General features: G+C 63.9%; 10 protein-coding genes. 5 read left to right on the top strand and 5 right to left on the bottom strand.

Features of this window, described 5'->3' with window-relative positions:
- Positions 1 to 99: 99 nt before the first annotated feature.
- Entirely contained in the window at positions 100 to 540 is a 441-nt protein-coding gene (locus tag K1X74_06700; protein ID MBX7166021.1) for a DUF1801 domain-containing protein, read from the top strand.
- A 28-nt stretch (positions 541 to 568) separates the two neighbouring features.
- Here K1X74_06700 and K1X74_06695 read toward each other — a convergent pair whose 3' ends face one another.
- The 3 genes from K1X74_06695 to K1X74_06685 form a co-directional block, all read right to left on the bottom strand.
- The gene (locus K1X74_06695; protein ID MBX7166020.1) at positions 569 to 1237 is read right to left on the bottom strand and encodes a nitroreductase; all 669 of its coding nucleotides are present in this window, start codon (positions 1235 to 1237) and stop codon (positions 569 to 571) included.
- 45 nt (positions 1238 to 1282) lie between these two features.
- Positions 1283 to 3211 (bottom strand): asparagine synthase (glutamine-hydrolyzing), encoded by a 1929-nt coding sequence (asnB, locus tag K1X74_06690; protein MBX7166019.1) that lies wholly within the window; start codon positions 3209 to 3211, stop codon positions 1283 to 1285.
- Positions 3212 to 3365: 154 nt separating this feature from the next.
- Positions 3366 to 4373, bottom strand: a complete 1008-nt coding sequence (locus K1X74_06685; GenBank protein MBX7166018.1) for an NAD-dependent epimerase/dehydratase family protein — start codon at positions 4371 to 4373, stop codon at positions 3366 to 3368.
- Positions 4374 to 4913: 540 nt separating this feature from the next.
- Between K1X74_06685 and K1X74_06680 the strand changes: the two genes are divergently transcribed.
- The 3 genes from K1X74_06680 (at position 4914) to K1X74_06670 (ending at position 8621) form a co-directional block, all read left to right on the top strand.
- Positions 4914 to 6281, top strand: a complete 1368-nt coding sequence (locus K1X74_06680) for an aminotransferase class I/II-fold pyridoxal phosphate-dependent enzyme (GenBank protein MBX7166017.1) — start codon at positions 4914 to 4916, stop codon at positions 6279 to 6281.
- 97 nt (positions 6282 to 6378) lie between these two features.
- On the top strand, positions 6379 to 7500 hold the full coding sequence (locus K1X74_06675; GenBank protein ID MBX7166016.1) for a GNAT family N-acetyltransferase: 1122 nt from the start codon (positions 6379 to 6381) through the stop codon (positions 7498 to 7500).
- Between the two features lie 296 nt (positions 7501 to 7796).
- Complete coding sequence (locus K1X74_06670; protein ID MBX7166015.1) at positions 7797 to 8621, top strand: hypothetical protein; 825 nt, start codon at positions 7797 to 7799, stop codon at positions 8619 to 8621.
- An 88-nt stretch (positions 8622 to 8709) separates the two neighbouring features.
- Here K1X74_06670 and K1X74_06665 read toward each other — a convergent pair whose 3' ends face one another.
- Positions 8710 to 9837 (bottom strand): fatty acid desaturase, encoded by a 1128-nt coding sequence (locus K1X74_06665; protein ID MBX7166014.1) that lies wholly within the window; start codon positions 9835 to 9837, stop codon positions 8710 to 8712.
- A gap of 482 nt (positions 9838 to 10319) precedes the next feature.
- Between K1X74_06665 and K1X74_06660 the strand changes: the two genes are divergently transcribed.
- On the top strand, positions 10320 to 11240 hold the full coding sequence (locus K1X74_06660) for a DUF1571 domain-containing protein (protein MBX7166013.1): 921 nt from the start codon (positions 10320 to 10322) through the stop codon (positions 11238 to 11240).
- Positions 11241 to 11284: 44 nt separating this feature from the next.
- On the opposite strand, the gene K1X74_06655 is transcribed toward K1X74_06660, so the two are convergent.
- Complete coding sequence (locus K1X74_06655) at positions 11285 to 12154, bottom strand: SDR family NAD(P)-dependent oxidoreductase (GenBank protein ID MBX7166012.1); 870 nt, start codon at positions 12152 to 12154, stop codon at positions 11285 to 11287.
- Positions 12155 to 12198 lie beyond the last annotated feature (44 nt).

Here is a 12198-nt window from a genome sequence, read left to right as displayed (position 1 = left end):
GAACAACGCCAATCGTTGACGGGCCTTCCGCTCGCTGCGAACGGCTCGCCGAATGTTGGGCGCCTGCGCCTTTTCGTTGGTGCAGCAAGAGAACGATCGATGACCGAGAACAAGGCGAAGCCCAAGGCCAAGAAAGGCGTCGTGCTGCTTTCGGGCGGCAATCCGCAAATCGCCAAGGCCGACGGCGATGCGCCCGTGCAGGCGTATATCGCCGCAATGCCGGGCTGGAAGCGCGACCTCGGCAAGCGGCTCGACGCGCTGATCGTGAAGTCCGCGCCCAAGGTGCGTAAGGCCGTGAAGTGGAATTCACCCTTTTATGGGATCGAAGGCCACGGCTGGTTCCTGTCGTTCCACGTATTTACCCACTACGTGAAGGTGACGTTTTTCACCGGCGCCTCGCTGCGACCGGTCCCGCCTGGTGGCACCGAGCGCAGCAAGGACGCGCGCTGGATCGACATCCGCGCAGGCGATCAACTCGACGAAGCACAAATGTCGAAGTGGGTCAAGCAGGCCGCGGCGCTGCCCGGATGGCTGACGTAACGATCTCCCTTCGCGCGTCTCGTCGCGCTCACGCGTCGACAAACACCACGTTCGCGTCGATCGGCTCACGGGTTTGACGCGTGCGGTTGGCCGGTACCGCCGGGTCTTCGTAGCCGAACGTCACGCCGCACAACATGCGCAGCTCGTCCGGGATCCCGAGCACCGATTTGAAAATCGTCGGGTACTGCCGCAGGCTGGCCTGCGGGCACGATTGCACGCCACGCGACCAGAGGGCCAGCATGAAGGTCTGGACCCACATGCCGACGTCGAGCGCGACGCCGAGCCCGTAGTATTTCTCCATGCAGACGATGGCCACGTGCGGCGCGTCGAACAGCTCGAAATTGCGCATCATCGCCTGCATCCGTCCTGCGTGGTCGTCGCGGCCGATGCCCATCTCGTTGTACATCCGCACGGCGCAGTCGACCTGCAATCGCCGATACGGCGGCGGAAACTTGTCCTGCTCGTCCTCGGGGTTGGGCATCTCACCACGGCCAATGGCTTCGGCCAGCGTGCGGCGCAACCGCTCGCAGCCCGCGCCCGACGCCAGAAACACGCGCCACGGCTGCACGTTGCAATTCGAAGGGGCCCGCTGCGCCAACTCGAGGCACTCGCGGATCGTCGCCGCGGGCACCGGCCGATCGGGCAAGAACCCGCGCACGCTCCGGCGCTCGCAAATCGTCTGATCGAGATCGTACATGGCAGGCCTCCCTACGAGCGCGGCTCTGGAAAAACGCCGTTCGGTCTACAGCCCGTATCGCTCGTGCAAGACGCAGGCGCTGAGCACCGTCGTCAGGATGTACGAGACGCCGGAACGCTTGCGATCGTCGAAATCGGCCATCTTGTCGAGCAAATAGATCACCGCGGCCGGTTCGTAGAACGGCTGCGACTCGAGCACCGGCCCGCGCAGCACGTCGTTCATCATCTGGCTCAGCCGACCCTGCGGATCGAGCCCCGAGGGCGGCGCGAGGAACGGGTGTTTCTGCCGCTTGTAGACCGTGTCGGTGAGCACGGGGCGCGCCGCCTCGCGCAGGGCATATTTCTCGGTCATACCGTTGATCTTCAGATGCACCGGCATGTCGCGGATCAGTTCGACGACCTTGTGATCCAGAAACGGCACGCGCCCCTCGATCGAATGGGCCATCTCCATCCGGTCGCCGAGGAAGTTGAGCAGGTAATTCGGCAGCATCGACTTGGTCCACAAGTACAGCGACTGGTTGACCGGATCGCGGCCGCGCAACTGGCCCCGTAGCGGCATCCGCTCGAGGAACAGGCGAAACGGATCGCGGGCGCCGAACCCCTCGAGAAATTCCGGCCGAAACATCCGCCGGTAGCGGACGCTGTTGGCGCTGCGCGTCTCGATCCACGAGGGCACGAAGCCGAGCATGTTGCGCACGACGTCCAACTGCATCACCTGGCCGGTGGGCAGCAGGATGCCGCGCGAGACCTCGTTGGCGTCTTCCAATTCGGCCAGCAGCCGCTCGATTTCGGCCGGGTCGCGCGGCGGTGAGTTGTACAGCAGCATGTCGCGGCGGAAATGCGCGTAGCCGCCCAGGATCTCGTCCGAACCCTCGCCGGTGAGCACCACCTTGTAGCCATGCTCGCGCACCCGCTCGCTCAACAGGAACTTAGCCACGCCGTGCGGGTTCGAGGTGATCGTTTCGCTGTGCCAGACCGCGTCGGCAAAGCTGTCGGCCAACTGCGGCTGGCGAATCGGCAGCGCGTGAAAATCAGCCCCCGCGAGCCGGGCCATTTCTTCGGCCACGTGTTGCTCGTTGTAGGCGGCGGCATCTTCGAAACAGAGCGTGAACGCCTTGATCGGCTCCGGGTGATGCTGCGATGCAATGCCCAGCAGCGTGCACGAATCGATGCCGCCGCTCAGGTAGCAGCCCACCGGAACGTCGGCCCGCAAACGCAGCCGCACGGCGTGATCGAGCTCGGCCCGCAAGCGCTCGATGTATTCCCGTGGGTCCTGCGGCTTGGCGGCGAGCACTTCGCGCTGCGGATAATCGAAGTCCCAATAGCAGACCACTTGCACGCGTTCGGGCGTGGCCAGCAGATAATGTCCCGGCGGCACCTGGTAGACGCCGGCGAACAGGCTGCGGTCCTGGTCGAAATAGACGTGCGCCGTTTGAAAATAGGACTCGTAATCCCACCGCGCGGGCACGCCGGCCGCGAAGAGCGCCTTGGCCTCGGAGGCGAGATACAACCGCCCTTCGTGGTGCGCATAGTACAGCGGCTTGATGCCGAACCGATCGCGCGCCGCGAGCAAGATCTGGCTCGACTCGTCCCACAGCACCATCGCGAACTCGCCGCGCAGCTCGTCCAGACACAGCGCGCCGCGCTCTTCGTACAAGTGCAGCGCGATCTCGCTGTCCGATTTGGTGCGAAATCTGTGCCCGCGTTCTTCCAGCTCCCGGCGAATCCGCTCGAAGTCGTAGAACTCGCCGTTGACGACCAGGTGCAGCCGCTCGTCCTCGTTGGACAACGGTTGATCGCCCGTCACCAGGTCGATGATGCTCAACCGGGCATGTCCCAACGCGACGCGGCCGTGCGGCGCCACCCAATGCCGCTGACCGTCGGGGCCACGATGGTGCAAGCGCGCGGTACCGCGCGATAGTGCCTCGAGCGGGACGGGCTCGCGGCCCGAGTAGATGGCCATAATGCCGCACATCGACGAACTCGCCTCCCGCCTGGAGCACCATGTACGAGGGGACGACAACTCCCCTCTCCAGAGCCCCCCAACGGCCCGGAATGCGTCGAGTTGAATCGACGCGCATGGCAGGGTCAAGCCGCGCCGCACGGCAACCGTACAAGCGCGGCGCCGATTACAGCCAGCCTTGCTGCCGGTACCACGCGTAGGTCTGCCGCAGGCGCTCGACGAGCGGAGCCTGCGGGCGATAGTCCAGATCGCGCTTGGCGGCGGCATTCGAGAACAGCCAGGAACCGGCCGCCGAGTCGCGCATCTTGTCGAGCCCCATGATCGTCGATTGTCCGGCCAGCCGCGTTGCGCCCTCGATCACCGCGGCCCCCGTCCAGACGATCGCCTCGGGGACCCGGGGGGTCAGCACCCAGCCATAGCCCAAGGCTTGTGCGGCCATTTGCCCGAATTCGGCATAGGTGGGCATTTCGTCCGCCGTGGCGAAGTACCACCCGGTGGGATCAACCTCGGAGTCGTCGCGGATGCGTTGTCCGCGTTCGGCCGCCCGCCAAATGACGTCGACCACGTCCGACACATGCACAAACGACAGCCGCCTGTTGCTCCGGGTGGGTACGCCGTGCAGCCGCCACCGGGCGACCGGGGCAAGCATCTTGAACATGTTGGAATCCCCCTCGCCAAACACCAGCCCGGGCCGCACCACGGAAACCGGCAACCGGCCGGCGTACCGCGTGATCACCCGTTCGCCTTCGCGTTTGCTCCGGCTGTACTGCGAGACGGGCCGGCAGGGGGCCGATTCGGACAGGGGTTCATCGTCCGGGCTGGGCCCAACCACGCTCACCGAGGAGACGAGGACGAACACCGGAGGGGCCGCACGGTCCGCGCACGCGGCGGCCAGGTTCTTCGTACCGTGGGCATTGACGCGCAGGAACTCGGCGAAGCCCCGAGCCTTGACCGCCCCGGCGACATGAAACACCACGTCGGCGTTTGAAACCGCCGCCGGCAGGCTTTGCGCGTCCGTTATGTCGCCTTCAATCGTACGCACCTCGAGACCGGGAATCGTCCGTTTCGCGGCGTTTCGAAGTAGGCAGGTTACATCGTAACCCCTTGACTGCAGGAGCCTTACCAGGTGATTCCCAATGAATCCGCTGGCGCCCGTCACAAGTGCAGAGGGCATCCGAGTCGATACTCCCATCTGGCTATGCTGGCGTGCGGTCGATCGGGGCGTTCCCGACCGGCCGTGGAATGAACCAATTGGCAATTTCTCAGGCGAGTTTTTAGCACGGTTGCAACAGGCGCAGCGAGCGGGTTCGATCGGAACAACAGACGCAGGCCACGTTCCACCTCGCACTGTCTAGCTGCATGAGGAGTCTCGGCCTCGCGGAGGGGGCATCCCAAAGGCGTAATTGCCCGAACCCCTAACCCTGCGCGATCGAGACACCCCAAGTCTTTGCAGTTTAGCCACTTAACGCAATCGGAAAATCCGTAATTCGAATGCATCGAACTCTGCCAATCCGCCCGAAAATCCTTGTTCAACGCTTCTAGCCCCGATAAACTAACTCCCCTAACAGATTACTTGCTCGCGTTAGATCGACCGGTTGCTGGCTGGGTCAAATTTGGAAGGCAACCGGAAGAACCCTGACGAGGGCGACCGATCGCGGTGTGTCACCCCTCCCGCCACCGCGCGCACATGGGCCCAGGGAAAGAGGGTCATTGCATGGCAACGAGCGATATCAGCTCCAGTCGGCAGTTTACATTTCGTACGGGGCCAGTCTCGGCGAATCACGCGGAAGAGTTTCCGCAGGTCGCCGAAGACGCCGATGTGGTGATCGATTCCGAAACCGCACTGGTGGATTTTATTCGCCGGCGCGAGCAAGGAATTGACTTCCGCGTGGCGGCGACGGCTTTCCACGCCGGCGTAGCCGTTTACGAGGAGAAGGGTCACCACCTTTACCGCCGCCAATTGCTGGGCCCCAGCGACGCGAATTCGCGCGTGCACTATCCGCGCGAATCCTTCGACCGGGAAATGATCATCCTGGCGTCGAACAACTATCTGGGCCTGACCACCCACCCGCGGGTGATCGAAGCTGCTCGCGATGCCGCGACGCGCTACGGGACCGGCTCGGGCAGCTCACCCTTGTTGGTGGGCACGTTCCCCGTGACGGGGCAACTGGAAAACAAGCTGGCCGCTTTCAAGGGAGTGGAAGAGGTCTGCCTGTTCTCGACGGGCTACGCGGCAAACGTCGGCGTGATTTCGTGCGTGGCCTCGAAGCACGATTTGATCGTGGTCGACCGGCTAGCTCATGCGAGCATCGTCGACGGCGCCAAACTCTCCGGCGCGAAGCTGCGGACCTTCAAGCACAACGACGCCGATCATCTCGATCGCGTTTTGCGGCGCACCAACGACGTCAACCTCAAGCTGGTGTGCGTCGAAGGCATCTACAGCATGGATGGCGATATCGGCCCCATCGACAAGATCATGGAGGTCTGCCGCCGTCACAACGCGATGCTGCTGGTCGACGAGGCCCATTCGACGGGCGTCCTCGGACCGCAGGGTCGCGGTGCCGTGGCCCACTTCGGACTCGACCATGAGCCCGACCTGTTGATCGTCGGCACGCTGAGCAAGGCGCTGGGTGCCTGTGGCGGCTTCGTCGGCGGCAAGGCTGAATACGTCAACCACCTGCGCTACTTTGCCCGCAGCGGGATGTTTTCGACGGCGCAAAGCCCGATGGTCACCGCCGCCGCGAACGCCGCGGTCGACGTGATCATGGCCGAACCACAACTGCGCGAGCGGTTGTGGGAAAACGTGCGGTTTTTGCACGGCGAGCTGAAGCGACTCGGTTTCGTGATCGGCGAATGTGCCAGCCCGATCATCCCGGTGATCCTGGGCTCGATGACCGCGCTGCGCCAGATGACGCTCGAACTGCACAGCCACAACGTGTGCGTTAACTCGGTGCCGTTCCCGGCGGTGCCGCACGGCAGCGAGCGGTTGCGCGTCAGCCTGACCGCGAACCACACGATCGAGCAGCTCGAACAGGCGCTGGAGATCATCCAAACGGCCGCGCGGCACGCCGGTGTGCTGTAAGATTCGATCGCTGTCGTTGGTGTTTTGCCCGGCAGGCGCTGCGTCGCGCAGCCGCCTGCTGGGCGTTCCGCCCGCCTGAGACCACGTCACCCGTAGCATGCCTGTCGTCGTCTCCCCGGTTCGCACCCGCCAAGACCGCCGCCTGTTTCTCGAGCTGGCGTGGTCGCTCTACCACTACGATCCTTGTTGGGTGCCGCCGATTCGCGAGCAGATCAAGGAGCTCGTCGGCTTCCGGCATCATCCATTCGACGAGATTGGCGAGGTCCAGCCCTTTCTGGCCCGCCGCGACGGGCAGGTTGTCGGCCGGATCGTGGCCATCGTCAACCGCAAACACAACGAGGTGCACGGCGAGCGCCGCGGCTTTTTCGGGTTTTTCGAAGCGATCGATGACCAGCAAGTCGCCGACGCGCTGTTCGACGCGGCCTCGCGCTGGCTGGCCGACCGCGGGCTGTTCCAGGTCCGCGGGCCACTTAACCCCTCGATCAACTACGAAGTCGGCCTGCTGGTCGCAGGCTTCGACAGCCCGCCGACTTTCATGATGACCTACAACCCGCCGTATTACGCGCGGCTCATCGAGGGTGCCGGCTTTCGCAAGACGCACGACGTATATGCCTATCAAGGCCTGGTCGCCCAGTTGCCCGAAGTCCAAGCGCGCCTGGGGGGCATGGCCGAAAACGTGCTCGAGCACCTGGGCGCCATCATCCGTCCCATGAACCGGTCGCGGTTCCAGCAAGAGGTCGAAATGTTTCTCGATCTCTACAACCGCTCGTTCGTGCAGATGTGGGGTGCCGTGCCGATGACTCCCGGTGAGGTACGTCACAGCGCTACCGGGCTCAAGCATCTGCTCGTGCCTGAGATGGCCATGCTGGCCGAGATCGATGGCCGACCGGCGGGCTGCGTGTTCGGGTTGCCCGATTACAACCCTGCGATTCGCCGCGCCGATGGCCGGCTGTTCCCCGACGGCATCTTTCGTATGCTGGCCGTCAAGCGCCACCCGAAGCGCATCCGCGTGCTGAGCATCAACGTGGTGCCCGAGTATCAACGCTGGGGCCTGGGCCTGGCGCTGATGGCCAGCCTGGTGCCGGCGGCGCTGCGCTACGGCGTCCAGGAAGCCGAGTTCTCCTGGGTCTCCGAGACCAACCTGCTCGCGCGTCAGGGCCTCGAAAAAGGCGGCGCAACCATCGCCAAGACCTACCGCGTCTACGACCTCGATCGGTAATCGCCTGCGAGTGCCGCGAGCGCTTCGTTGCAGTTCCAGGCTCATTCGATCGGGTATAGGGCCGGCCAGAATACACAGCGATGTATTTTGGCGTTCGCTCGGCCCTAGAGTAATGCCAATGCCGAGCCGATAAGTCGCAGCTTTCACAGGGTATCTAAGCCCTGCAGGCGACTTGTTTGCTGCCACGACTCGGCCTCCTTGCCTAGCGCGATCTCCGCGCCAGTCTCGCGCGCCGCTGACATCGACGGGGCAAATGCGCATCGGCAAGGCATGAGCATGAGAAACGGGGAAAGATCATGCACAGAATCATGCTCAGCGGCCTGGCGGTCGCATGTCTGGGACTGCCGGTCGCCGAGGCACCGGCCGGCATCGTCGTCGGTGGCTTCGACGACGCTCGCGGCGGCATCAGCGCTGTCTTCAATGGAAGTTTTGTCGACGACGCTCGCAACTCGCTGCTCAGTCACTTCGACGTCGATGCGATTGTCGGCACTACGGAACTGACGCCGGCGTTCTTGTCCGGCATCGATTTGCTGATTCTCAGCAATGCCATCACACAAAGCGTCGGTACCCCGTTGTCGCCGGCTGAGCAAACTGCCGTACACGATTTCGTTCACGCCGGTGGTCGCGCCATGGTTGTCATTGACGGCTTCATGACCGGTTCGAGCCAGAGCTATGCCACGCCGTTCGGTCTGACGATCGAAGACGATGACCTGAGCGGAGTCCTCCCGGTTATCGGCATCGATCCTCCACATCCGGTTTGGGACGGGCCTTACGGCGATCAACTGCTCGCCTTGTTTTACGGCGCAGGCAAGTTCACGTTCTTGAATGGGGCGAGTCCGGTCGCTCGCGCATTCATTGTTCCTGAACCCGGCATCGTTGCCTTTGACCATGACGTCTTGGGGCCCGGGAGCGGACGCGTGGTTGTGTTCGGGGATACGACGCCCTTTATCGATGGCGACGTCAATCCAGCGGCGTTCCCGGCCCACGAGGCGCTCTGGCTGAACACACTTCACTACTTGATCGAACCCGTTCCGGAGCCGGCGACCTGGACGTTGGCCGTGTGCGGCGCAATCGGCTGGCTAGGCATGGCTCGATGGCAGCACCGCCGCCGCGCAACCTGAACGCAACTCCGCCAGAGCAAGGCGGCAAACCCGCGGCCGGCTGCGCCTCGCTGCGCAGCCGGTCGACGCGGAAGCGATGGTAATCGCGTTAGAACCCGTGCCGGCGGTAGGCCGTTTGGCAGAGTTCCTTGAGCGAGCCCCAGAGGCTCTCGGACTGCGTCCGCCGGTAAGGCGAATCGGCCGGCAATTGCTCCAGCAACCGCGCGTTGGCCGTGCCCAACGCGTGGTACGGCATCGACGGGAACAAGTGGTGCAAGGCGTGGAAGCGCAGCCCCACGGGAGCCCACAGCACGTTCACGGCCGGCCAGCGCGGGAAATTGAGCGAGTCGAGCAATTGCTCGACAAAGGTGACCTGCGTCTTGCCGTCGAGCAGATAGCGATGGGCCGCCAGCGTGCGTACCGCGTTGAGCAGAATGATGCCGACAGCGACCAGGTAAGCGTGGGCCAGGAAGTGCCAGGGAAGCAAGCCCGTGGCGATCAGGAACGCGACTTGCAGCCCGAACAAGAAGCAGGCCACTTCCTGGAGCTTCCAGATGCGTTGTTCTTGCGTCGTCGGCAGCGGGCGAATGAACGTCGGGTCGATGATCATCGACGAGGCGTGCTGGTAAACCCAGCGGCGCAAGGTCGGGCTCACCCAGGTCAGCGGCGACAGCACCATGAATCGGGCGATCCCCAGCGCCGGAATGATAAAGCTCTCCGCCAGATAGCGCACCATGCGCCGCACCGGCCGATGAGCGAACGGAATGTACTCGCCGTCCATGTCGGTGCCGTAGTGCTTGCGCACATGGTGCAGCATGTGAATGTGATACAGAAACGACGGCATGAAAAAGGGAATGCCGACTAGCAGGTTCCAGGCGATCCGGAACCCGCGGAACTTGCCATGGCGCAGGTGCACCAATTCATGGGTGAACAAGGCCGCGCGGTAATAGGCGATGCAAGTCGCGACGTACAGCAGGATCTGTACTGGGTGGAACAGCGGGAACTGCCGTGAGCCGAGAAAACAGGCGACGCCTACCGCGAGCGATACGATCAGATCCGTCCAATAGATCAGCGGGTTGGGCTCAAACAGGTCTTTGACGATCGTGCGCGCCTCGGCAATCGAGAACTCGCCGCTGGTGGTCCGATGCGGCCCCGACTCCTTGTTCAGCCGGATTGCCCGGTTCCCGTCGTCATCGTGGCCAGCAGCATCAATTCGTGCAGAAACGTCAGTCGCCATAAGCTTCCGTAAGCCTCTCCGTGAGATCGCGCTGAACGGGCAGACTCGTCACGCGATTTGGGGCCCCCATGCGGACGTTATTCTCGTGGCATCGACCGTGCGCAGCGGCCAGGGCCATCGCTGGTATTCCAAGGCGGGAAAGACTGCGCAGATCGGCTAGCTTGCCCCAGACGCAAGGCATGACCAGTCGTTACATAGGTCCGCCGCAAGCGCCCGAGGGTCATCCTACGAGACCCCCACCCAGGGTCAAGCACGGCAAATTGCCGCCAATTTGCGCCCTGGCAATTGTCCACCCCGCGCGTAGGTGGATTCTGCCGCAACGTCTTTCAAGTCAGGACATTAGCGCTGCCCAAGGAGCCCACGAACGGAGTCGGCGGCGGGCCAGTTTGGGGTCGCTCACCCCGCTTGAAACCTCGGCTGGAGAAGAAGGCCTGCAAGCGGCGATAGCACTTAAGGGCTATCCCTGCACGGAAGCAGCTACTATGTCGGTGGTCCAGACCGCTAACTACCGGTACTTACATCGCCCGGGTTTGCGCAAGTCTGGCTGCGCATTGGCCGTGCTCGGATTATGCCTCACCGCGGCGGCGGCCACGGCCCAGGTTCCCGACGATCTCGCGGAACAGGCCGAGGCACAGCCTGCCTGGCCCCGGCCGCGTCCGACGGCTGTCTCGATTGCCACCGCACCGTCGCCCGACATCCTGCGGGCACATCCGATTTTTCCGCTGCTCGAGACCGCTCACAAGGCCGCCGAACAGTCGCAATGGAACTGCGACTACACCTGCACGCTGGTCATTCGCGAGCGCATCGCCGGCCAGCTCAGCGACTTTCAATATGCCGAACTGAAAGTGCGGCAGGCCCCGCGCAGCTTCTACCTGCGGATGCTTTCTCCCGACGACCGCGCGCCGGAATTGCTGTTCGTAACGGGCCGCAACGAGGACATGCTCTGGGCGCGCTGCGGACGTTGGCCGCGGCTCCCCGACACCACGATTTCTCTGGCGCTCGATAGCCCCCTGCTCCGCCAGGGACATCTCCGCCCTCTGACCGAGTTGACGATGGCCGATCTACTCTCGCGATCGATCCGCCAACTGGAGTCGGACGCGCACTTCGGCGAATGCGAGGCGCGGATCTATCACGGCGCGAAGGTCGATGGGCAATCGTGCACCTGCCTGCAGGTCACGCACCCGGTGCCGCGACGCAATTTCACCTATCACCTTTCGCGTCTGTACCTCGACGACGCCAGTTCGCTGGCGGTTCGCTTCGAAGGATATACCTGGCCCGAGTTGCCCGGCGGCGATCCGGTGCTCAGCGAGGAATACACCTTCACGCGGATCAAGCTGAACGCCAGCCTCGGCGAGCGCGATTTCGATCCGCAGAACCCGGCCTACGGCTTCGATCGGCCCTAACCGCGCGGGACGTGGTACACCGAGGACCGCTCCGCGCGGCCCCCTCACTTGCGGCTGGCTTCCAACTCGCGCGGTGCGTTTGTCGCGGGGTGCTGCAGCTCGCTCTTGGTCGAACCGGCCCAGGTGGCCATGGCCGTGGTCGTGCCGAAGACCTCCGAGAGCCAATCGAACACGCGTAACGGCAACAAGCCGCGCAGCAGCGGCGACAATCGCACCAGGGCCGGCTCCATGACGAACGCCCGATTCGCCAGCACCGCCCGCACGATTCGATCGGCCAGGTAGGCGGGCTGCAAGACGCGCGTCGTCTTGGGCGGAGTCGTGCCGCGAAACAGGGCCGTGTTGACCACGCTCGGACAAACGCTGGTCACGCCCACGTGGCGGTGCCCCTGTTTCTTCAGCTCGAGCCGCAACGATTCAGAGAATCCGATCACCGACCATTTGCTCGACGCATACGTCGAGCCAAAGGGCAGCCCGACCAGGCCGCAGGCGCTGGCGATGTTCACCAGATGCGACTCGGGCTGGGCGATCAACTGGGGCAAGAACGCGTGGCTCATCGCCACCAGCCCCAGCGTGTTTACGCGGTAGGTTTGCAAGTGTTTCGCCCACGGCACGTCGAGAAAGGGCCCACCGTAAACGGTTCCCGCGTTGTTGACCAGCACGTCGATCGTGCCGACCTCGGCAGCGATCTGTTGCCGTAGCAGCTCAATGGCGTCGAAGTCGGTGACGTCGAGCTGGTAGCCATGTGTCACCGTGCCGGCTTGCCGCAGCTCATCCACGGTGTTGCCCAAGGTTTCCGACTGCAAATCGACGAGCACTAGCGCGGCCCCCTCGCGCGCGAAGCGCAAGGCCGTCTCACGTCCGATGCCCTGGGCAGCCCCGGTAATCAACACCCGCTTGGCGCGCAAGCTACGCATGCTCGGTCTCCGGCCCCTGGATGGCACCCCCCCGGGCCTTATCA

The sequence above is a fragment of the Pirellulales bacterium genome (assembly GCA_019694435.1).
Taxonomy (GTDB): domain Bacteria; phylum Planctomycetota; class Planctomycetia; order Pirellulales; family JAEUIK01; genus JAIBBZ01.
This window is presented reverse-complemented; position numbering and strand designations above follow the sequence as displayed.